Genomic DNA, 22,283 nt, shown 5'->3' with positions numbered 1-22,283 from the left:
GCTCTCCTTTTATCGGTGTGAGCGGCGTGGCGTCAGGCCAGCGCCGCTCGATACGCCCTGTACGGCTTAGTCGATGACTTTGGCCGACTTGATGATCACAGGGTCGACAGGCACGTTTTGCATGCCGCTTTTGGTGGTGGTTTGCGAGTTGACGATGACGTCGACCACGTCCATGCCTTTGACCACCTTGGCGAACACCGCGTAACCGGCGTCGCGACCTGGATCAAGGAAAGCATTATCGGCTACGTTGATGAAGAACTGGCTGGTGGCCGAATCCGGGTTCGAGGTGCGCGCCATCGACAGAGTGCCGCGAACGTTATGCAGGCCATTGCTGGCTTCGTTCTTGATCGGCGCTTTGGTGTCTTTCTGCTGCATCTGTGGAGTGAAACCGCCGCCCTGAGCCATGAAACCCGGGATCACACGGTGGAAAATGGTGTTGGTGTAAAAGCCGCTGTTGACGTAATCCAGAAAGTTCTTGGTACTGATCGGCGCCTTGACCGAATCCAGTTCGATTTCGATCTGACCGTTGGTGGTGTCCAGCAGCACGTGCGGTGCTTTGGCAGGCGTGGCAGCCATCAGGTTGGCGGCAAACAGCACAGTACCAGCGGCGAGGGCGAGTTTTTTCAGCATGGGTCAGTGATCCTGAGATTGAGTGTCGGCTGCGGTGAGAAACTCCAGCAGCATTTGGTTGAAGCGTTGGGGTTGATCGAGCGGGGTGGCGTGGCGCGAATCGGCGATCACCACCAGCCGCGCATTCGGCAGCAGTTTTACATAGGTTTCTTTCAGCGCGACGGGTGTGTAGTCACGGTCGGCGCTGACGATGAGGGTTGGACAGGAAATTCTCGAAAGTCGTTCCTGAACGCCCCAGCCAACAATCGCGTCGAAGCTGGCGAGATAAGCACGTTTGTCGTTTTTTGCCCAGCGCTCGGACATTTTTTGCCGCAGTTCGGCCTGCTCAGGCTTGGGAAAAAGTTTGCTGCCCAAGGCCTTGCCGATGGTCACAAGGCTGAGTACGCGCATCAGACTCCAGCGCTTGAACCACTGCCAATAGTCGTCGCGACTGCGGATTTTGACTTCGGGAGCGCTGTTGACGATGGTCAGGCTTTTCAGCATGTGCGGCTGATCGACGCCGAACTGAAAGCCGATCATCCCGCCCATCGACAGCCCGACATAGTGCACCGGGCCGAGGTTCAGGTGTTCGATCAGTGCCAGCAGGTCTGCGCTGAAACCGGCGATGCTGTAGCGCTCGCGAGGTTTGTCCGAGCGACCGTGACCGCGAATGTCCGGAACGATCACCCGGTAGTGCGCCGACAGCGCCGGGATCTGCATTTCCCAGTCCAGGGTGCTCGAACCGAGCCCGTGAACCAGCAGCAACGGCGTACCGTGGCCATATTCCTCGTAGTGCAGGTTGCAACCTTCATGCTCGAAATAGGCCATCGGTGAACTCCGTGTCAGGCTTGTTCAGGGGCGGCGAACGGTGCGTCCAGCGGCAAGGTGTCGAAGGTGCGCAGCAGTTCGATGAGGATCTGTGTCGCCGGGCCCAGCGGTTTGTCCTTGTTCGAATACAGATAGAAGCTCGGGTTGCGGCTGCCGCCCTGATCCAACGGTAGCAGCTTGAGCGTGCCTTCCTTCAATTCCCGTTCGATCATGTGCCGCGGCAGCCAGGCGAAGCCCAGACCGCTGCTGACGAACGTGGCAGCGGTGGCGAGGCTGCCGACCGTCCAGCGCTGTTCGGCGCCAAGCCAGCCGACGTCGCGCGGCTGCTGGCGACCGGAGTCGCGAATCACCACCTGCATCTGGGTTTCCAGATCCTGGAAGCTCAGTTCGCGATTGAGCCGATGCAGCGCGTGATCCGGGTGGGCGACCGCGACAAACTCGACGTCGCTCAATTCCGCACCGAGGTAGCCGGGAATGCTCAGGCCGGTGATCGCCAGATCGGCGACCCCTTCGAGCAATACCTCTTCGACCCCCGACAACACCTCTTCGCGCAGCCGCACGCGGCAGCCGCGACTCTGCGGCATGAACGCGGTCAACGCGCGGACGATGCGTGCGCTCGGGTAGGCGGCATCGACCACCAGCCGCACTTCGGCCTCCCAGCCCTGTTCCATGTGGTGGGCGAGGTCTTCCAGCTGGCTGGCCTGTTTCACCAGTTGGCGCGAGCGGCGCAGCAGCACGCCACCAGCCTCGGTGAGCACCGCTTTACGTCCGTCGATGCGCAGCAACGGCACACCGAGCTGGTCCTGCATACGGGCGACGGTGTAACTCACCGACGATTGCGAACGGTGCAAGGCCTCGGCGGCCTGGGCGAAGCCGCCGTGGTCGACCACGGCTTGCAATGTTCGCCATTGATCAAGGGTCACGCGGGGCGCTTTCATCAATAGCTCCTCTTGTCCTAAGCTGGCCGTCCCTCATGGAGACTGGCGAATGAAAAAATTCTGTTGTGTGTTGCTGGCGCTGCTGCCGCTGACGGCGTTTGCTTACCCGATCGACGTGCAGAAAAACCTCAATGGCTTGAAGATCGACTACGAAACCCACGATACCGACAAGGACATCGGCTCGATTCGGGTCGCCAACTACGGCGACGTGGACGCTACCTGCAAAGTCGTATTCAACAATGGTCCGGAAGCACCCCGTACGCGCAACATCGAAATCCCGGCCCGCAAGCATACGAACGCCACGGCCAAGTTCTCCCGCGAGATCATCAGGCTGCGCATCGACCTGAGCTGCAGCCCGAAATAACACCGCGTTCTATTGTGGGAGCGGGCTTGCTCGCGAAGGCGGTGTACCAGACACATTAATGGTGAATGACACACCGCCTTCGCGAGCAAGCTCGCTCCCACAGGGTACAAGCTGCATCTAAACGAATTATTCGATGCTTTGCAGCAATTATTTGCGCTTTTTCATCGATGCAACCCTGTTTAACCTCCATTCCATCGACCTACAACATTCTCGGATGGAGGCTACACACCATGTCCCGCGTTCTGATCATCGAAAGCAGTGCCCGCCAGCAAGACTCGGTTTCCCGTCAACTGACCCAGACCTTCATCAGCCAGTGGAAATCCGCGCACCCCAACGATCAGATCACCGTGCGTGACCTCGCCGTGAACCCCGTTCCACACCTGGACATCAACCTGCTGGGCGGCTGGATGAAGCCCGCCGAGCAGCGCAACGCCAACGAACAATTGTCGCTGGATCGATCCAACGAATTGACCGATGAATTGCTCGCCGCCGACGTACTGGTGATGGCCGCGCCGATGTACAACTTCGCGATCCCGAGTACTCTCAAGGCCTGGCTCGACCACGTGCTGCGTGCCGGCGTGACCTTCAAGTACACCGAAACCGGCCCGCAAGGCCTGCTCAGCGGCAAGCGTGCCTATGTGCTCACCGCTCGCGGCGGCATCTATGCCGGCGGCCCGGCCGACCATCAGGAACCGTACCTGCGTCAGGTCATGGGCTTCATCGGCATCCACGACGTGACCTTCATTCACGCCGAAGGCATGAACCTGGGCGGCGATTTCCAGGAGAAGGGCCTGAATCAGGCCAACGCCAAACTGTCCCAGGTCGCTTGACAGGTTAATCCCCAGATAATCGCCGATTGTTCTAGTGACCCGGCGCAACCCCTTCAAGGCCTACGCGCATCGAACCTCCCTTTGCACTTGTTGCTCCTGAGTGCTGTAGCCCGATTGAACGCTTTAGCGAGATCGGGCTTTTTTTTTGCCTGCAATTATCTGAGCAACGTGTAACCCCTGTGGGAGCAGGCTTGCTCGCGAAGGCGGTGTGTCAGTCAACTATTCGTCGACTGACACGATGCTTTCGCGAGCAAGCCCGCTCCCACAGGGTTCAGTGTTGCCTGAGGTTCGCGGTCTGGCGTAAAAACCGCTATCGTCGCCGCCATTCGAAACAGAGGCGACCATGGGCTATCTACTTTTTGTCACGCTGATTCAGGCGTTTTCCTTCAGTCTGATCGGCGAGTACCTGGCGGGGCACGTCGACAGCTACTTTGCGGTGCTGGTGCGCGTGTTGCTGGCCGGGCTGGTGTTCATTCCGCTGACCCGCTGGCGCTCGGTGGAACCGGCGTTCATGCGCGGCATGCTGCTGATCGGCGCGTTGCAGTTCGGCATCACCTACGTCTGCCTGTACCTGAGCTTCCGCGTGCTGACGGTGCCGGAAGTGTTGCTGTTCACCATCCTCACGCCACTGCACGTGACGTTGATCGAAGATGCGTTGAACCGGCGCTTCAACCCTTGGGCGCTGGTCGCCGCACTGGTGGCGGTGGGCGGCGCGGCGGTGATTCGTTTCGACAGCATCAACCCGGACTTCTTCATGGGTTTCCTGCTGCTGCAACTGGCCAACTTCACCTACGCCGCCGGGCAGGTGCTGTACAAGCATCTGGTGGCGAAACACCCAAGCGATCTGCCGCATTACCGGCGTTTCGGCTTCTTCTACCTCGGCGCGCTGGCGGTGGTGTTGCCGGCGTTTCTGCTGTTCGGCAAAGCCAACTTCCTGCCCGAAGCGCCGCTGCAATGGGGTGTGTTGCTGTTCCTCGGCCTGGTCTCGACGGCGCTGGGGATGTACTGGTGGAACAAGGGCGCGTGCATGGTCAACGGCGGCACACTGGCGGTGATGAACAACCTGCATGTGCCGGTGGGCTTGCTGCTGAATCTGCTGATCTGGAATCAGCATGAGGAACTGGGAAGGTTGTTGCTTGGCGGCAGTGTGATTCTGGCGGCAGTGTGGATCAGCCGGTTGGGCATCCGCAATTCCCAAGCCACCGCATAACCCCTGTGGGAGCGGGCTTGCTCGCGAAAGCGGTGCGTCATTCAACGATTATGTTGACTGACCTGACGCCTTCGCGAGCAAGCCCGCTCCCACAGTTTTGATCGGTGGCGTTACATGAGGTGTTTCTGCGGCTCGGGAATGCTCGCCGCCCCCAACACCGCCGGCAACAACCCCGTCCGCAAATCCCCGCCACTCGGCTGCTGATACAGGCTCAACCCGAACTCCGGCAGCACCGCCAGCAGATAATCGAAAATATCCCCCTGAATCCGCTCGTAGTCGGCCCACACCGTGGTGGTGGTGAAGCAGTAGATTTCCAGCGGAATGCCCTGCGCGGTGGTCTGCATCTGGCGGACCATGCAGGTCATGTTCGGCTGAATTTCCGGGTGGCTCTTCAGATAGGCCAATGCGTAAGCGCGGAAGGTGCCGATGTTGGTCATGCGCCGGCGGTTGGCCGACATTGCCGCCACATTGCCCTGCGCCTCGTTCCACGCCTTGAGCTCGGCTTTCTTGCGGGCCATGTAACCGGTCAGCAGGTGCACCTGGGAGAGCTTTTCTTCTTCATCATCACGGATGAAGCGCACGCCGCTGGCGTCGATGAACAGGCTGCGTTTGATCCGTCGCCCACCGGACTGCTGCATGCCGCGCCAGTTGCGGAACGATTCGGACATCAGGCGCCAGGTCGGGATCGAGACGATGGTCTTGTCGAAGTTCTGCACCTTGACCGTGTGCAAGGTGATGTCGACCACGTCGCCATCGGCGCCGACTTGCGGCATTTCGATCCAGTCACCGACCCGCAGCATGTCGTTGCTGGTCAGTTGCACGCTGGCGACGAACGACAGCAGCGTGTCCTTGTAGACCAACAGAATCACCGCCGACATCGCACCCAGACCGGAGAGCAGCAACAGCGGCGAACGGTCGATCAGCGTGGCGACGATGATGATCGCACCGAACACGTACAGCACCATTTTCGCCAGTTGCACATAGCCCTTGATCGAGCGGGTGCGAGCGTGTTCGGTGCGTGCGTAGATGTCCAGCAGCGCATTGAGCAGGGCACTGACCGACAGCAGCAGGAACAGGATGGTGAAGGACAGCGCCACGTTGCCGAGGAAGGTCATCGCGGTTTTGCTCAGTTCCGGCACCAGATGCAGGCCGAACTGGATCACCAGCGACGGCGTCATCTGCGCCAGGCGCTGAAACACCTTGTTGTGGCGAAAGTCGTTGATCCAGTGCAACGCCGGTTGGCGCCCGAGCATGCGGCTGGCATGCAGGATCAGATAGCGCGCCACTCGTCCGAGGACCAGCGCGATCACCAAGAGCAGCATCAGCACCAGGCCGGATTGCAGGAACGGGTGCTGTTCGAGGGCACCCCAGAGGTCTTGGGCGTTGAGCCAGAGCTGTTTGAAATCCATGTGAGCAACGATTCTTCTGTAAGACGCGATAGGCGATTAGAGCATTTAAGACGCTGTGTATTACCGTTGGAGACAAATCGAGCAACAAAAAAGCCACTGATTACGCCCGTTTGTATAAAGAAACTCGGCCTGAGCGCTCGAAACCGGTAACCTATGCAGCTGTTTTTTTGCATATCTTCGAGGTAGCACCCGTGTTTTCCCAATTCGCCCTGCACGAACGCCTGCTCAAAGCCGTGGCCGAGCTGAAATTTGTCGAGCCAACGCCTGTGCAAGCAGCGGCCATTCCGCTGGCGCTCCAGGGGCGTGACCTGCGGGTGACGGCGCAAACCGGTAGCGGCAAGACCGCCGCTTTTGTCCTGCCGATCCTCAACCGCCTGATCGGCCCGGCCAAGGTTCGCGTCAGCATCAAGACCCTGATCCTGCTGCCGACCCGCGAACTGGCCCAGCAGACCCTGAAAGAAGTTGAACGCTTCTCGCAGTTCACCTTCATCAAGTCCGGCCTGATCACCGGCGGTGAAGACTTCAAGGTGCAAGCGGCGATGCTGCGCAAGGTACCGGACATCCTGATTGGTACCCCGGGCCGGATGATCGAGCAACTCAACGCCGGCAACCTCGACCTCAAGGAAGTCGAAGTGTTGGTGCTCGACGAAGCCGACCGCATGCTCGACATGGGTTTCGCCGAAGACGTGCAGCGTCTGGTCGACGAGTGCCCGAACCGTCAGCAGACCATGCTGTTCTCCGCCACCACCGGCGGTTCCGGTCTGCGTGAAATGGTCGCCAAGGTGTTGAACAACCCTGAGCACCTGCAGCTCAACGCGGTCAGCCAACTGAACTCGACCACCCGTCAGCAGATCATCACCGCCGACCACAACCAGCACAAAGAACAGATCGTGAACTGGCTGCTGGCCAACGAGACCTACCAGAAGGCCATCGTCTTCACCAACACCCGTGCCATGGCCGACCGCATCTACGGCCGTCTGGTGGCTCAGGAATACAAGGCGTTCGTGCTGCACGGCGAGAAAGACCAGAAGGATCGCAAACTGGCGATCGATCGTCTGAAGCAGGGCGGTGTGAAGATCCTGGTAGCGACCGACGTCGCGGCCCGTGGTCTGGACGTTGATGGCCTGGATCTGGTGATCAACTTCGACATGCCACGCAGCGGCGACGAATATGTGCACCGCATCGGTCGTACCGGCCGCGCCGGTAACGACGGTCTGGCGATCTCGCTGATCTGCCACGGCGACTGGAATCTGATGTCGAGCATCGAGCGCTACCTGAAGCAGAGCTTCGAGCGCCGCACCATCAAGGAAGTCAAAGGCACCTACGGCGGACCGAAAAAGGTCAAGGCCTCGGGCAAAGCCGTCGGCGTGAAGAAGAAAAAGACCGACGCCAAGGGCGACAAGAAGAAAACCGCCGCCAAGACCCCGACCAAGCGCAAGAGCGCCAACCGTCCGAAGCCGGATTCGCTGGTGAGCAGCGACGGCATGGCCCCGCTCAAGCGTCGCAAGCCGGCTGAGCCAGCGGCTGAGTAAGGCGTTTTCGCAGGCAATAAAAAACCCGGACAGTGTCCGGGTTTTTTTATGCGCAGGGTTTATCAGTTCCCCAACTGTCCGCTGGTATCCGCGTCAAAGCGCTGTTTGGCGCGATCTGCCGCCGGTTTAAGCAAGGCGAGCAGCGCGGCTTCGCTGTACAACCGCGAGTCGCCCAGCTCTTTCGGCGTCGGCTCGATCGGGATCAGTACATCCTCACCGTCAGCGTGCAGCCAGATCGCCACGACGTGCAGCGCAGAGACAAACAGCACCCGTAGTTCAACGGTTTTGCCCTGCAATTGCGGCGCCTGTTCCGCCAGTTTCAGCGCGCCCACGGTGTCGGCGGCCCGGGTGCCGTGGTTCAGCGAAGCGAACTCGACATGGCCACGCACCTCGGCCAGTTGCGCATCGGCAATGCTCACGCCGTCGGCAAATACCAGGTAATGCCATTCACCGATGCGTGCGTCTTTCAGACCCTTGCCCTGGCTCAGATCGTCCAGCGTCAGCGAGTAGCCGCGATAGGCTTCGCTGAGGCTGACTTTGGCCGGTGTCGCATTGGCGAACTGGCGGTTGATACCGAAGCCCTGGTTTTGCAGCGCGGCTTGCAGCACCGGACGCAAAGTCTGTACGCCGTTGGAAGGCGCCTTTGGATAAGTCAGTTGCATGATGTCGCCCTCCTAGTTTTTCGCGGTGAAGTAAGTGTGAGTCCAGTTGCCGCCGCCGTTGTACGAACCGGGGAACGCGTTCAGCGCGCGAGTCGAGTAACCGTAGATCGAGTCGGCGACCAGCACGTAGTTGCCGTTGGTGCCGTAGATCGCCAGAAAGTGCGCGCCACCACCGTACCAGGCGCAACGCAGGCCGACCGGGCGACCCATGTTGATCTGGTTCTGAATGGCCGACATCTGCAGCGAACCCTGATTCATCCCGTTGTAGCTGCGGGTGGTTTGCAGGGCCGAATCCAGATAGCCGTAGACGTTGCACGGACCTGGCTGGTTGCAGCAGTTACGATCCAGTTGGGTGCTCGCGACCCCGCACTGTGTCCAGTTCCCGGTGCCGTAGTAGTTGCCGACCGAAGCGGAAACGGCGGCCCAGCACCAGTTGGTCTGCGTCTGTTTCTGCATGGTGAAGTTGAGGTTGGCGGCGGCCAGTGCAGCGCTTTGCGCAGTGGCTTCAACCTCGACCAGTTGCGGGTCGAGCAGGTGGCCGACGAGGCACCTTGGCAGGCTCTCACCGGTGAATGATGTTGCTTGAGTGGTTAACATTTTTTCAGTCCTCCATGAATGAAAACAAGCGTCCAGCTTGTGATTGTGTTGCGGTATTGCCGAGCGATCGGTGGTTAACGGTTTTCATCTGCGATGAACGGTGCCGATCTCCTTGCTCGATGTAACCATAGTCTGGATATGCGTTTATGCAAGAAAATAAATGCACAAATGCATTTTTAAGGGCAAAAGATCGCAGCCTGCGGCAGCTCCTACAGGGTTCGGTGTAGGAGCTGCCGAAGGCTGCGATCTTTAGATCTTGCTTTAGCTCTCGGTTTTTTTCTCGGCCGAATCCAGCTCTTTCAAGCGCTGATCAATCAACTGGCATTTGTCCGGCAGATCGGCGCTGGCCGTGCCCAAGTCCATCTTCTGCAACTCGGCATTGATTTCCTTGGCCTTGGCCGGATTCTGTTCGGTGAGCTTGGCCACTTCCTTGGCCAGTTGTTCGCGTTTGGCGGTGGCCTCTTCTGGTGTGCAGGCCCAGACCGGCAGGGCGCAGGCTAGGGTGGCGGCGAGGGTGAGCTTGAGCAGGGTTTTCATGGGGGCAGGCCTCCGTTCCGGGTAAGGCGGGTTAATCGGTGGAGGGGTTTGGCCTGAAGAAAGTTCAGTCCTGTTTGTTCTGTTCAACCCAGGTGCTGGCGTCGTTGTTGTTGAATCGAAAATGTCGATAACTCCCGCAAAATATCAACTTTGTGCGCTAAACCCCGTGCTAGAGCGGTTGCTGAAATAGTCGCATAACGGGTTGTTGACGTCAGAATGATGGCAATCTACCATCGAGATGTCACATTAATATCAATGTGCGGTTTCGAGGGATCGAACAGACTTATCGCAGACCGATTCTGTGATGGTTTTGCAACGCTTTGGACGTTCTGACCCAAGCGCGCCCTAAATCCCCTAATTCAGATCCTCACTCTGTCGGCATGATTCATTTGGCCGGGTAGGGACTGCTTTGCCTGTCGATTTTGCCGATCAATCAGCTACACGCGATGAGACTTTCAACATGGATGTTCGCCACTACGCCTTCGCCGCGCGTCAATCTTGCAGTATCGAAACCCGTGAGCACTTTTGGGGGATGCCCAAGCGCGGACTTGCATTGCTGCTGGCGAATGTCATGTTCTGGCAACCGATGTGGGCGCAGGCGGACGGGATCGTGGTGGCCAACTCGAACACCTCGCTGGACCGGGCCGGCAATGGCGTGCCGATCATCAACATCGCCACGCCCAACGGCAGCGGTCTGTCGCACAACCAATTCCATGACTACAACGTCGGCGCGCAGGGCGTCATCCTCAACAACGGCGCCACTCAAACCTCCGCCACACAACTGGGTGGCCACATCATCGGCAACCCGAACCTGAAAAACAGCGGCTCGGCGCAAGCAATTCTCAACGAAGTCATCAGCGGGAACCCGAGTCAACTGCGTGGTTACACCGAAGTGGCGGGGCAGTCAGCGCGGGTGATCGTCGCCAACCCGTATGGCATCACCTGCAATAGTTGCGGTTTCATCAACGCACCGCGCGTAACGCTGACCACCGGCAAACCGGTGCTGGATGGCGCGGGCCGGCTGGATCGTTTTCAGGTTGATCAAGGCTCTGTGGCGATCGAAGGCGCAGGCCTCAACGCCAACAACGTCGACCGCTTCGAAATCATCACCCGCAGCGCAAAGATCAACGCTGAGCTCCAGGCGCAGAACCTGACCATCGTTGCCGGGCGCAACGACGTCAACGCACAGACCTTGAACGCCACGGCACGCGCCGATGACGGTAGCACCAAACCGCAACTGGCGATTGACTCCTCGGCACTCGGCGGGATGTATGCCGGGGCGATCAAACTGGTGGGAACCGAGGCTGGGGTCGGCGTGAAACTGGCGGGTAACGTTGCCGCCAGCGGTGGCGATATCCAGATTGATGCCAACGGCCAGCTCACGCTGGCGCAGGCCTCTGCCACTACGTCAGTCAATGTCAAAGCTGCGAGTCTCGACGCGCAAGGCCCTATCTACGCTGGTGCCGGCCTCAATGTACAAACCAAAGGCAACCTGACTAACCGGCAAACCCTCGCGGCTCGCGACAGCATCAACCTCAGCGCCGGTGGGCAACTGAACAACGCCGGAGCTATCGAGGCGGGCGTCAATGCCGACGGCAGTCGCAACACACATGGCGACCTGAAACTCAATGCGCAGAATCTTGAAAACCAAGGTAAGAGCCTGACTGCCAGCCGCAACCTGACGGTAATCGCGGCGCAGACCCTGAACAACCAGGGCGGCTTGCTCAGCGGGCAAACTACTGCAGTGACGGCGGGAACACTGGACAACCGTAACAACGGACGTGTGTTGAGTCGCGGCACCCTGAATGTGAAGGCCAATCAAGTGCAGAACATGGGGGGGCTGATCAACAGTGCAGGCGATTTACAGGGCGTCGTCGGCCAGCTCGACAACAGCGCTGGTGAGATTTCCAGCACGCGCACGACGCGTCTCAATGGCCTGACTCTGAACAATCGCAGCGGCCGGATTCTAGGTGACCTGGGGCTCGATATTGATCTCGGCGGGGCGCTGGATAACCGTGACGGCATGCTCGGCTCAGGTCAGGTTCTGTCTCTCAAGGCGGGCAGTTTTGACAACCGTGACGGTGGCGTTGTAGTCAGCGATAACGGCCTTGTCCTGCGCATCAATGGCCTGCTCGACAACCGTGACAAAGGTGAAATCACCACCAAGGGCTCTATCGACGCGCAAACCGGCAGTCTCGACAATCGCACGGGCAAGGTCATTGGCAAAAACTCGCTGGCACTGCGCGGTGACAGCGTCGACAACCGAGGAGGGATCATCCAGGCTGACAAGCAACTGAATCTGCAAATCAATCGATTGGATAACCGTGACAAGGGTCAGATCACCGGTAAAGCGGCGATGACCTTGCAGGGTAATTATCTTGATAACAGCGGCGGTCTTTTTAGTGCGGTCGGCCCTGTGACTCTCACACTCGATGAGGTGCACAACGCTCAGGGACGGATCTCCAGCCAGGCTGACTTGCTCGCTACCATTGGCCTGTTGCAACAACAGGGCGGTGCACTGGTTGCGCAGGGCAATCTGAGCCTGATCGGCAACAGCCTCGACAATCGTAACGGCGGACTGGTCGGTACCACCAAGGCATTGAAGTTGAACGTCGACCAGGTCGACAACCGCGCGGGTGAACTCTCTGCCACGCTGTTGATGGATATCAGCGGCAAGCGTCTGGATAACGCTGACGGCGGCAAGCTGCTCGCCGGTGCGGATCTGACACTGGCAGTGGCTACATTGAATAACCAGAGCAAAGGGCTGATCAGCGCCAAGGGTGCTACCGGGCTTATCGGCAGCTCGCTGAACAACTCAGGCGGCAGGCTGGAAAGCCTCAAGGGTCTGATCATCACCCTCGACGACGCCATGCTCAATATCCAGGGCCTGATCAGTAGCGAAGGTACATTGACCGTCGCTGCCAATCGTATCGACAACAGTGCCGGTAGCTTGGGCAGTGCCGGCGCACTGGCGCTGACCACGCAGGGTGAAGTGATCAATCAGGACGGTTCTCTTTCCACTGACGGCACGTTGAACCTGCGCAGTGGCAGTCTGGATAACAGCCGCAATGGATCGGTCTCGGCCAAGGACGTCACGCTGATCCATACCGGCGATATGGATAACAGTCAGGGCGGCCACTTGATCAGCGGTGCGTCGCTTGAACTCAAGGCCAATCAGGTCAACAACGCTGGCGGACGGATTGCCAGTCAGCAAGCCATGACGGTGTCGGTCACCGGACTCAATCAGCAGGCTGGCGAGTTGTTCAGCAAAGACAGCCTTTCCCTGGATCTGAACAACGGTGATTTGGATAACCGCAACGGCTTGATCAACGCCCCCGGAACGCTATTGCTGAAAAACCTTGCTGGCGTGAACAACCAGGGCGGGGAAATCTCCAGCCGACTGGCCTTTACGCTTGCCGTCAATGAGCTTGATAACAGTCAAGGCAAGCTCCTGAGCCAAGAAGGTCTGACGCTGCGTATTGCGCACGCACTGAATAATCTCAAAGGTGTGATTTCGGCCGCTGCGGTCGATGCTCAAAGTAACAGTCTGGATAATGCCGAGGGCTTGATCAGCAGCCACGGACGTCTGGAACTGGCTGTCGGCAAAGACTTGAACAACCATGCCGGAACGTTGATCGCCGACGGGCAGTTGCTGCTTGAGGTCGGCACGCTGGATAACCGTGCCGGCAGTATCGCCAGCAAAACGAATGCTTTGCTCGCGGTCAGAAAACTGGATAACCGCCAAGGCAAGCTGATCGCCACCGGTACGCTCGGCCTGAATGCCGAGACACTTGATAATCGCCAGAGCGGTCTGCTGGGTGCAACGCAGGACGTGACCCTCAATGTCGGCGATGTCGACAACCGAGGGGGAGAAATCACCAGCAACACCCAAGTATCGATAACCGGTGACAAACTCGATAACAGCGACGCCGGCAAGATGTTCGCAGGACAGGCGCTGGCCCTCACTGTCGATCAATTGTTCAATCGCAATGACGGATTGATCAGCAGCCGATCCGTGCTGAACCTGCAAGGCCGCACGCTGGATAACAGCGGTGGCAACCTGCTGAGTTTGCACGCGGCCCGATTGGACCTGAGCGGGGCATTCGATAACAGCCGGGGCAAGGTCAGCAGCGAAGGCGAATTGACGGTCAATACAGCGCAACTGACAAACGCCCTTGGCAGTCTGTCGAGTGCAGGGGATCTGACGGTCAACAGTCAGGGCGCGGTCGATAACCAGGGCGGCAACATGGTCACCAACGGCGCGCTCGGTCTCGTCAGTACCCGCCTCGATAATCACCAAAAAGGCACTATCAGCGCCAAAGGCGCGGTCACCGTGACCACGGGTGCGTTTGACAACAGTCAGTCCGGACAACTCAACAGCGCCAGTACGGTAAATCTGAACGCCGGCCAGGTGAGCAACAGCGATGGCGGGCGCATCGGCAGCGAAGGTGCGTTGACGGCCTCGGTCAGCGGACTGGATCAGCAGGGTGGGCAGTTGTTCAGTAAGCAAAGCCTGATTCTGGATATGAATAACGGTCAGTTGAATAATCAGAACGGCTTGATCAACGCTCCGGGTGCCTTGCTGCTCAAACAACTTAATGGGGTCAACAATCAGGGCGGTGAAATTTCCAGTGCGCAAGCGTTTACCCTGATTGCGCAAAACTTCGATAACAGCAACGGCGGCAAGCTTCTGAGCGGTCAGGGCCTGATCGTGCGCATCGCTAATGCCCTGGATAACGTCAAAGGCGTGATCGGCGCCGCTGCAATCGATCTCCGTAGCGCCAGTCTGAACAATAGCGGTGGCAGTCTGGTCAGTCGCGGCAATCTCGACCTGACCGTGGACGGTTTGTTGCGCAATGATGCCAGGGGCCTGATCAACGCCGAGCAAGCGCTGCACCTCAACAGTGCTGACTTGAACAACGAGGGTGGCGCGATATTGGCCAAGGACGCGATTACGCTCGATGCGATGGCCCTGAACAACCGGGGCAATGGTCTGATCAACAGCCTGGGTGCGTTGAGCGTGACCGCTACGACGCTGGACTCAAGCAACGGAGGTGAGGTTTCCGCCAAGGGTGATATCAATCTCAAGTTGACTGCACTGACCCAAAATGGCGGTCGTCTGTTGGGTGACAACGCGATCAGCGTCGATCTGGCGGAGGGCGATTTCGACAATCGCAACGGATTGCTCACTGCCAAAGGTCCTTTGACGCTCGAGCGTCTGCGTGATCTGAACAACGAGGGTGGCGAGATCTCCAGCGCGTTGGCGTTTGACGTAATCGCTCGAGCGTTGAACAACAGCAGCGGCAAGTTGATCAGCGGCCAGAAACTGACGGTCAGCGGTACCGAGTTGATCAACCGCAAGGGCTTGATGTCTGGCTGGGAAAGTCTCGCGGTCAAAGGTGCCAGCCTGGATAACCGCGACAGTGGCACGCTCTCCAGCCGCAATGGCGATGTGGGCGTCGAGCTGACAAGTGGATTGCTCAATAGTCATTCAGGTGCGTTAGTCAGTCACGGCAGCCTGAACGTCAAGGCGAGTGAGCTGGATAACAGTGATAAAGGCATTCTCAGCAGCGCGGCGGGGCAAACCCTGACATTGAGCGGGACACTCAACAACAATCAGGGGGGTCTCATCGACAGTGGCGTGGCGCTCGATATCAGCAGTGCGGCATTGACCAATGCCGGCGGTACGATCAATGCGCAACAGGTGATCAACGTCAACGCCACAAGCGTCGACAACAGTACTGGCCAGATCGCTGGCAATGCAGCGATTACCCTTGACCTGCTCGGACAACTGAACAACAACGCCGGCAAACTGGCGGGTGCCGGCCCTGTACGGATCACCGGCGTTACTGACCTGAGTAACCGCAGCGGGCAACTGGTCAGCAAAGGTAACCTCAGCCTGCTGACCGGATCGTTGGACAACAGCAACAAAGGCACCATTGCCGCCAACGATGATTTGCAAATCACAGCCAGCGGCGCGGTGCTCAATCATTCCGATGGATTGATCTATAGCCAGAACGCCGGGCTGCAATTGAAGGCGGCCAGTCTGGCCAACGGCAAAGGCGCAATCCAGAGTCAGAGTGGCCTGGCACTTGATGTCAGTGGCGACCTGGATAATCAAAGTGGCAGAGTCATCGCCGAAACGGGTGCGGTCAGTGTCAACGCCTCGAATATCGATAACCGTGGCGGCGTACTGGCGAGCATCAAGGGCGCATTACAAGCGCGCACTGTTGGCGTGTTGCGCAATGGTGTCGACCTGAACGATAACCATCAGGGCGGCATTATCCAGGCACAGGGCCTGACCCTCACTGCGTTGGCAGGGCTGGACAACAATGGCGGACGGATCTCCGCGCAGGCGGCGGACGCCAGCATTGTCACGGCCGCGCTGGATAACCGTAACGGCGGGCTCTACGCCACAAATCTGCTCAGGGTGACTGGCACTCGCCTGCACAACGGCGGCGGACAAATCGCCGGTAATCGTATCGATCTGGATCTGCTCAATGATTTGAACAACCGTGGCGGTGTCGTGGAAAGCGACACGACTCTGTCGGTGAAGGCAGCCAGTCTGGATAACCAGGGTGGCAAGCTGCGGTCGCTAGCCAACAGTGGCAAAACGGCGTTTCAGATTGGCGGCCTGCTGGACAACCGCAATGGTGTGCTTGAAACCGGCAACACCGACCTCACGCTGGCAGTCGGCAGCTTCTTGAACAGCGGTGGCCAACTGCTGCACCTGGGCGATGGTACGTTCGATATCTCCACTGCCAATGTCACCGGCGCCGGCGGCAGCATCGTCACCCGTGGCGGCCTGACGCTCAACGCCGACACCTGGAGCAACTCCAGCGTGATTCAAGCGGGTCGGCTGAACGTCAACGTCAACAACTTCAGTCAGACTGCCAGCGGTCAATTGCTGGCCTCGACGCATCTGCAAGGGCGTGGTGGTAACTGGGTCAATGACGGACTGATTGCCAGCGACGGCAGCATGGATCTGCAACTGGGCGGCAGTTACGGTGGTAACGGTCGGGTTTCAAGCGTAGGCGACCTCACATTCGGTGCCGCCCACTTGACGGTCAATGAGGGCGCCAGTGTTGCCGGTGGCGGTCTGACCAAGCTCAACGTGGGCGGTCAAGTCACCAATATGGGGCGCCTGACATCCGCTGATGCGCTGGAAATCAGGGCCGGTGCGGTCAGCAATCTTGGTACGCTGGCCAGTGCCAAAAACCTCCTGATCAACGCCCAGACACTGACCAATAACCGCATTCGAGCCAATCAGGGATCGCTGCTTTTCAGTGGCGCTCACATGAACCTGCAAGTCGGCACGCTGACCAACACCTACAGCGACGTTTACAGCCTGGGCGACATCAATGTGCTTGGTTACAACGGTGCAGACCGGGCGGCTCGCGTCGACAATCTGTCCGGGCGTATCGAATCCACCGGCGATATGTCATTGAAGTCGTCAGTGGTGAACAACAAGATGGAGAACTTCAGCGTCATCACCACCGAGGGCGATTCTTCGTCCATTGGTGTGCGCTGCTTCAACTGTGATTCGGCGCGTCCCAAACACATGGAAGACGTCGATTCGCACCTGGTTTGGCAGCAGACGTTCAACGTGACAGTTTCTGGTGATGCCGATGCTTCGAGCATCACCGCCGGACGTAATCTGAGTGTGACCGGGTCGGAATTCGTCAACTCCAATTCCACGGTATCCGCCGCGTCCGACATCACCATCAATGTCGATACCTTCAACAACTCCGGCAGTTCGCTGGGCAGTTATTCGTCGCTCAAGTACATCACCAACAAAGCGCCGAACGACGCGTTGTGGAATCAGATCGTCAATTACAACAGCCACAACGACGCGAGCTACAACAAGGACATCCGTTTCTGGACTGCCGGTGGCGCGGAGTCATCAGTGACTCCATGGCTCAGAAATAATCCCCATATCCTCGAGACCAGTACCCAATACATAGGCACTTATGGAAAAGATGCGACTGGCGGCGGATACATTACCTTTGGTGCATCCCAATATGCCTCCGGCGTACGTGTCCAGGCACCTGCCGCGATTATCAACGCCACGCCGTTCCAGACGGTCATTACCGAGTCGACCGACAAAAGCTATGTACCGGCCATTGTGCAGGCGGGTGGCAGCGTGGTCGTCAATGCGACCAACAAAATCACCAACGGCGAACTGCGTTCGTACACGGCAACCGCGGGTGGTCCGGCGAAAACGGCCGATACCCGAACCGGCGCTGGGACCCAACCCACAGTGATCAGCCTGAATCGCCAATTGCCACCGGATCTGGCTCAACAGCAGGTCAACCCGTTGGCGTTACCCGGGTTTGAATTGCCCGGTGGTCAGAACGGACTGTTTCGTCTGAGTGGTCAGGGCGCCACTTCGGGAGGCACGGCACCGCTTCCTGGCGCACAGAACTGGACCATCGGTGGCGCATCCGTTACAACAACGCAACGTCAGGCGGACTTGCCTTCTGGCGGGCGTACATTGACCATCGACCCGATCAATGCGGTCGGCGCAGCGGATCGCCAACTGACTACAGCGGACCGTACAGGTCTACAGCCGACCACCGGCGCAAGCGCGATCGATGCCAGCATCAACGATGGCTCCGGTACTTTGATCGGTGCACCGAATACGTCGCCCAAGGGTAATGTCAGCCAGACCCTGGCTCGTGTTCAGGGCCTGCCGAATACACCTGCGCCGTCGAACGCGCACAAATATCTGATCGAAACCAACCCGGTTCTCACCGAACTTAAACAATTCATGAGTTCGGATTACCTGTTGGCCAATCTGGGATACGACCCGGATCAAAGTGCCAAACGGCTGGGTGACGGTTTGTACGAACAGCGTCTGATTCAGCAGGCGGTGGTCGAGCGCACCGGGCAGCGCTTCATCGATGGTCAGACCTCCGACGAAGGACTGTTCAAGTACCTGATGAACAATGCGATCGCCAGCAAGGATCAGCTCGACCTGTCGGTGGGCGTGACGCTCACCGCCGAGCAAGTGGCGGCGCTGACCCACGATATCGTCTGGCTTGAAGAGCACGAAGTGAACGGCGAGAAAGTTCTGGTGCCGGTGCTTTATCTGGCTCAGGCCAATAATCGGCTGGCACCCAATGGCGCGCTCATCCAAGGCGCAAACGTCAAGTTGATTGCCGGTCAGGATCTACAGAACGCCGGAACCCTGCGTGCCAGCAATAACCTGACGGCCGCCGCCGGCAATGATCTGGTCAACAGTGGCCTGATCGAGGCGGGCAACCGTCTCGACTTGCTGGCGGGCAATAACATCGTCAACAAATCGGGCGGCATCATCACCGGGCGCGGTGTGAACCTGGTGTCGGTCAAGGGCGACATCATCAATGAGCGCACAGTCACCAGCAGCGGTTTCGCATCCCAAGGATACTCGCAGCACCGCGAGTACCTCGATAACGCATCACGCATCGAAGCCACCAATGACCTGAAAGCCAGCGCCGGTCGCGACTTTATCAGCACGGGCAGTGCACTGGTCAGCGGTCGTGATACGAGCATCGAAGCGGGACGTGATGCGAGCATTCTTTCGGCGCAAAGCAACAATTCCGCGTTTACCGGTGCCACGACCAGCAGTGTTCATCAGGTGGGTTCGACCGCGACGGCGGGCCGCGATTTTTCGGTCAACGCCGGACGCGATCTGACGGTTATCGGCAGCCAGATCAGTGCCGCTCGCGACATTGAAATGAGCGCCGACCGTGACCTGCTGATTGGCTCGGCCGAAGAGGAATCACATTCTTACTACAAGTCGAAAAAGGTTACGGCACAGGAAGACCACATCGATCAGATCGCCAGTTCGATCAGTGCCGGCGGCAAGGCCGGGTTCGTCGCCGGGAAAGACCTGACCGTGGTGTCGAGTCGCATCACCGCTGGCGATGAGGCGTATCTGGTCGCTGGCAATGACCTGGAGGTGCTGGCGGCTGAGGACTACGACTACTCGCTTTACGACAAAAAGAAAAAGGGCAGCCTGGGGCGCAAGGAAACCCGTCATGACGAGGTGACCAAGGTCAAGTACGTCGGCAGCGAAATCAGCAGTGGCGGTGATTTGACTCTGGTCAGTGGTGGTGATCAGCGATATCAGGCAGCCAATCTGAACGCCGGCAAAGATATGACCATCAGCAGCGGCGGTGATCTGACGTTTGAAAGTGTCACCGACCTGGAAAAAGAGAGCCACGAGAAGAGCAAAAGCAGCCTCGCCTGGACATCGGCCAAGGGCGCTGGGCAAACCGATGAGACCGTTCGCCAGAGCCATCTGCTGGCGGCCGGGGATATCATTATCAAGGCCGCCGGCGATATCCGTATCGACGTCAAGGAGGTCACGCAGAAATCCGTGGCCGACAGCATCGACGCGATGGTCAAAGCTGACCCGCAACTGGCCTGGCTCAAGGACATGCAGGACCGCGGCGATATCGACTGGCACATGATCAAGGAAGTGCATGACCAGTGGGACTACCAAAGCTCGGGAATGGGCATGGGGACTGCCATTGCTGTCGCAATCATCGTCACGGTGCTGACAGCCGGTGCCGCGAGCGCTGCGATCGGCGGGATGGCTTCCGGAACGGGTTCGACCTTCGCTGCCGCGACGGCAACCACCGCTGCTGGCGCTGGTAACGTCGCCTTGACTGCCGTCATCACGTCGATGGCCAGTACCGCAGCGGTCAGCGCCATCAACAACAAGGGCAATCTGGCCGACACACTGAAAGATGTGCTCTCGGAAGAAAACATCAAGAGTTACGTCACAGCGGCGATCATTGCCGGTGCCGGTTCTTATACCGGTGAGTGGGGCACCAAGATCGGACCGCAAGGTAACAAGATCACAATCAGTGTCACTGAGCGACTAAAGGCATTTGCGGTCAATACGGCCCTGAAGGGTCTGCTGACCGGCGACGGCAGTGACAAGTCGTGGCTGACCATTGCCGGTACCGGCGCGCTGGCAGAGATTTACGCGTACTGGACCGGTCGTGGCCCGGATGTCCGTTCGGGTGAGGACCGAGCGGGAGGCCCCAAGGTTGATCAACTGGACGGCGGACTGGTGGCTCGCGAGTGGGTGGCAGGCGAGTGGATCGAGGGCAAGAACATCGGCCTGAACGATTCCTGCACCTCATTGCTGGCGGTCTGCCACGGTACGTTGATCAGCAACATTGCCAACTCGGTGCCGGGCATGAATGCGTTTGCCACGCTGCACGACACCTGGATGAACAAGCTGATTATTGCCAAAGATGGCGTGAACATGACCTGGTGGGAAAATCTCGGCACGATGCCGCCGGCATTGGCCGTCAACTACGGCGCGCTCTATGACAAATACCGGCCGTTGATCGAACAGACCAAGCGTGAATCCAGGGAGTAACGCTTGGGGCTGATTTGGGCAGCTTGTCTCAACCCCGTCTTGATGGCGGGGTTGAGCTAGTCGATGAGTCTTATTTCCCGTGACAGCAGGAGGATTTACCTGAGGTCTCATACCGATCATGATGCCGCACCCACTCCATGATCTCGTCCTCATTCCTGCCCTTGGGCGTGAGGTCGAGGTAGTTGTAGGCACCGACCAGCATGTCCAGACCGCGGGCATAGGTTGAGTAGGTGTGGAAAATGTCGCCCTTTGCATCACGATAAAACACGCTGAGGCCGGGCATTTCTTCCTCGGCACTGTCAGTCTTTTCGTAGTTGTACGTAGCCTTTCCTGCAGCGACATCTTCAGCGCGGGCACACACGCCAAAGTCGTAGTTGAAATCGGAACCGTCTGACGAGACCCAGTCGAATTTCCAGCCCATGCGCCGCTTGAAGGCCTGGAACTGTTCAAACGGTGCGTGGGAAACCGCGACCATTGCGATGTCGTGGTGGGCCAGGTGCAGATTGGCGCCGTCGATGTGGTCGGACAGAAACGAGCAGCCCTGACAGCCTTCCTCCCAATCCTTGGCAAACATGAAGTGGTAAACGATCAGTTGACTGTGTTTGCCGAACAGGTCGGCCAGTTTCAGCTCGCCGTGTGAGCCGTGAAATCGGTAGTCCTTGTCGACTTTGACCCAGGGCAACGCGCGGCGTTTGGCGCTGAGGCGGTCGCGTTCCTTGGTGAAGGCCTTTTCTTCGGCCAGATGTTGCTTGCGCGCAGCGAGCCATTCTTCTCGCGATACCACCGGATGATTCTCGACGTTCATGATGATTTCTCCTGCGGGGGTTGAAACCGTCTTTGTCAGACTAGTCGTTTAACACACGATCAATTCGACAGGCCGCCGGTCGGTCGCCGCAAAAAAAATGCGGCTGAACGGCTGCGGCACGGTCGGGTCACAACCTATGACAGCGCCCCAAATCACGCGCACCGGAGGTTGAATCAGGATGACGACTTATAACTGGGATTTGATTGAACGCTTGCTGCATGAAGTGCAGAACAGTGCAGGCGAGAGTTTCGCGCCGCGAAAATATGCCGAGGACTATGCGGCGCAGAAAGCCAGTGCAGGCGAGCCGATCGAGAATCTGGATCACCTGAAAACGGTGGCCTGCGAATATGAAGGCTTGTTGCTCGATCGTGGATTTATCGAACCGCGTCCGGATCATATGGGCAGTACCGGCAGCAATTTCATTCTGACGCCACGCGGATCAAGTCTGCTGAGCCTTATCGACAGCAGCATTCCGGGCAATGATCATCCTCGGCAAGTACTGGATGAGCAGGTGGATGCGCTGGATGAGGCGACGTTTGATGAGGTGGCTTCCAAGGCGCAGATTGCCTGATAGCCTTTTGT

At 58.6% G+C, this 22,283-nt stretch carries 14 protein-coding genes; 6 read left to right on the top strand and 8 right to left on the bottom strand.

What is annotated here, in order from left to right; translation table 11 throughout:
- Window positions 1–66: 66 nt before the first annotated feature.
- The 3 genes from AC27VU_RS09385 to AC27VU_RS09375 are packed head-to-tail and all read right to left on the bottom strand — an operon-like array spanning window position 67 to window position 2,375.
- Complete coding sequence (locus tag AC27VU_RS09385; protein ID WP_262143615.1) at window positions 67–630, bottom strand: peptidylprolyl isomerase; 564 nt, start codon at window positions 628–630, stop codon at window positions 67–69.
- A gap of 3 nt (window positions 631–633) precedes the next feature.
- On the bottom strand, window positions 634–1,437 hold the full coding sequence (locus AC27VU_RS09380; RefSeq protein WP_488723918.1) for an alpha/beta fold hydrolase: 804 nt from the start codon (window positions 1,435–1,437) through the stop codon (window positions 634–636).
- 14 nt (window positions 1,438–1,451) lie between these two features.
- Window positions 1,452–2,375 carry a PA3225 family LysR-type transcriptional regulator gene (locus AC27VU_RS09375; RefSeq protein WP_025110609.1) on the bottom strand — a complete coding sequence of 308 codons (924 nt, stop codon included), beginning with the start codon at window positions 2,373–2,375 and terminating at the stop codon, window positions 1,452–1,454.
- Window positions 2,376–2,424: 49 nt separating this feature from the next.
- Here AC27VU_RS09375 and AC27VU_RS09370 point away from each other — a divergent pair, with 49 nt between their 5' ends.
- The 3 genes from AC27VU_RS09370 to AC27VU_RS09360 all read left to right on the top strand — a co-directional run bounded on the left by AC27VU_RS09370 (window position 2,425) and on the right by AC27VU_RS09360 (window position 4,779).
- The gene (locus AC27VU_RS09370) at window positions 2,425–2,739 is read left to right on the top strand and encodes a 3-phosphoglycerate kinase (RefSeq protein WP_201138464.1); all 315 of its coding nucleotides are present in this window, start codon (window positions 2,425–2,427) and stop codon (window positions 2,737–2,739) included.
- Window positions 2,740–2,969: 230 nt separating this feature from the next.
- Window positions 2,970–3,569: an FMN-dependent NADH-azoreductase gene (locus tag AC27VU_RS09365; RefSeq protein WP_488723917.1), complete on the top strand. Its 600-nt coding sequence runs from the start codon at window positions 2,970–2,972 to the stop codon at window positions 3,567–3,569.
- Window positions 3,570–3,912: 343 nt separating this feature from the next.
- Window positions 3,913–4,779: a carboxylate/amino acid/amine transporter gene (locus AC27VU_RS09360; protein ID WP_488723916.1), complete on the top strand. Its 867-nt coding sequence runs from the start codon at window positions 3,913–3,915 to the stop codon at window positions 4,777–4,779.
- A gap of 110 nt (window positions 4,780–4,889) precedes the next feature.
- On the opposite strand, the gene AC27VU_RS09355 is transcribed toward AC27VU_RS09360, so the two are convergent.
- Window positions 4,890–6,188, bottom strand: a complete 1,299-nt coding sequence (locus AC27VU_RS09355; protein ID WP_488723915.1) for a mechanosensitive ion channel family protein — start codon at window positions 6,186–6,188, stop codon at window positions 4,890–4,892.
- Window positions 6,189–6,379: 191 nt separating this feature from the next.
- On the opposite strand from AC27VU_RS09355, the gene AC27VU_RS09350 reads away from it, so the two are divergent.
- A complete protein-coding gene (locus AC27VU_RS09350) occupies window positions 6,380–7,720 on the top strand; it encodes a DEAD/DEAH box helicase (RefSeq protein WP_003222685.1) in 1,341 nt (446 codons plus the stop codon).
- A gap of 62 nt (window positions 7,721–7,782) precedes the next feature.
- On the opposite strand, the gene AC27VU_RS09345 is transcribed toward AC27VU_RS09350, so the two are convergent.
- The 3 genes from AC27VU_RS09345 to AC27VU_RS09335 form a co-directional block, all read right to left on the bottom strand.
- On the bottom strand, window positions 7,783–8,382 hold the full coding sequence (locus tag AC27VU_RS09345) for a hypothetical protein (RefSeq protein WP_488723914.1): 600 nt from the start codon (window positions 8,380–8,382) through the stop codon (window positions 7,783–7,785).
- 12 nt (window positions 8,383–8,394) lie between these two features.
- Window positions 8,395–8,979, bottom strand: coding sequence for a papain-like cysteine protease family protein (locus AC27VU_RS09340; RefSeq protein WP_488723913.1), 585 nt, complete (start codon window positions 8,977–8,979; stop codon window positions 8,395–8,397).
- A gap of 261 nt (window positions 8,980–9,240) precedes the next feature.
- On the bottom strand, window positions 9,241–9,516 hold the full coding sequence (locus tag AC27VU_RS09335) for a hypothetical protein (RefSeq protein WP_262948082.1): 276 nt from the start codon (window positions 9,514–9,516) through the stop codon (window positions 9,241–9,243).
- 460 nt (window positions 9,517–9,976) lie between these two features.
- On the opposite strand from AC27VU_RS09335, the gene AC27VU_RS09330 reads away from it, so the two are divergent.
- Window positions 9,977–20,896, top strand: coding sequence for a two-partner secretion domain-containing protein (locus tag AC27VU_RS09330; protein WP_488723912.1), 10,920 nt, complete (start codon window positions 9,977–9,979; stop codon window positions 20,894–20,896).
- A 70-nt stretch (window positions 20,897–20,966) separates the two neighbouring features.
- Here the strand turns inward: AC27VU_RS09330 and AC27VU_RS09325 are convergent, their stop codons facing one another.
- The gene (locus AC27VU_RS09325; protein WP_488723911.1) at window positions 20,967–21,701 is read right to left on the bottom strand and encodes a DUF899 domain-containing protein; all 735 of its coding nucleotides are present in this window, start codon (window positions 21,699–21,701) and stop codon (window positions 20,967–20,969) included.
- Window positions 21,702–21,879: 178 nt separating this feature from the next.
- Here AC27VU_RS09325 and AC27VU_RS09320 point away from each other — a divergent pair, with 178 nt between their 5' ends.
- A complete protein-coding gene (locus tag AC27VU_RS09320) occupies window positions 21,880–22,272 on the top strand; it encodes a transcriptional regulator (RefSeq protein WP_488723910.1) in 393 nt (130 codons plus the stop codon).
- Window positions 22,273–22,283 lie beyond the last annotated feature (11 nt).

It is taken from the genome of Pseudomonas sp. 14P5.3.2 (assembly GCF_057799175.1).
The sequence above is the reverse complement of the archived record's forward strand: the minus strand, read 5'-3'. Positions and strand labels throughout refer to the sequence as shown.

Coding starts and splice junctions, on each gene's coding strand:
- AC27VU_RS09330 (WP_488723912.1), top strand. CDS start 9,977: ATGGATGTTCGCCACTACGCCTTCGCCGCGCGTCAATCTTGCAGTATC.
- AC27VU_RS09370 (WP_201138464.1), top strand. CDS start 2,425: ATGAAAAAATTCTGTTGTGTGTTGCTGGCGCTGCTGCCGCTGACGGCG.
- AC27VU_RS09365 (WP_488723917.1), top strand. CDS start 2,970: ATGTCCCGCGTTCTGATCATCGAAAGCAGTGCCCGCCAGCAAGACTCG.
- AC27VU_RS09335 (WP_262948082.1), bottom strand. CDS start 9,516: ATGAAAACCCTGCTCAAGCTCACCCTCGCCGCCACCCTAGCCTGCGCC.
- AC27VU_RS09320 (WP_488723910.1), top strand. CDS start 21,880: ATGACGACTTATAACTGGGATTTGATTGAACGCTTGCTGCATGAAGTG.
- AC27VU_RS09355 (WP_488723915.1), bottom strand. CDS start 6,188: ATGGATTTCAAACAGCTCTGGCTCAACGCCCAAGACCTCTGGGGTGCC.
- AC27VU_RS09380 (WP_488723918.1), bottom strand. CDS start 1,437: ATGGCCTATTTCGAGCATGAAGGTTGCAACCTGCACTACGAGGAATAT.
- AC27VU_RS09375 (WP_025110609.1), bottom strand. CDS start 2,375: ATGAAAGCGCCCCGCGTGACCCTTGATCAATGGCGAACATTGCAAGCC.
- AC27VU_RS09360 (WP_488723916.1), top strand. CDS start 3,913: ATGGGCTATCTACTTTTTGTCACGCTGATTCAGGCGTTTTCCTTCAGT.
- AC27VU_RS09340 (WP_488723913.1), bottom strand. CDS start 8,979: ATGTTAACCACTCAAGCAACATCATTCACCGGTGAGAGCCTGCCAAGG.
- AC27VU_RS09345 (WP_488723914.1), bottom strand. CDS start 8,382: ATGCAACTGACTTATCCAAAGGCGCCTTCCAACGGCGTACAGACTTTG.
- AC27VU_RS09325 (WP_488723911.1), bottom strand. CDS start 21,701: ATGAACGTCGAGAATCATCCGGTGGTATCGCGAGAAGAATGGCTCGCT.
- AC27VU_RS09385 (WP_262143615.1), bottom strand. CDS start 630: ATGCTGAAAAAACTCGCCCTCGCCGCTGGTACTGTGCTGTTTGCCGCC.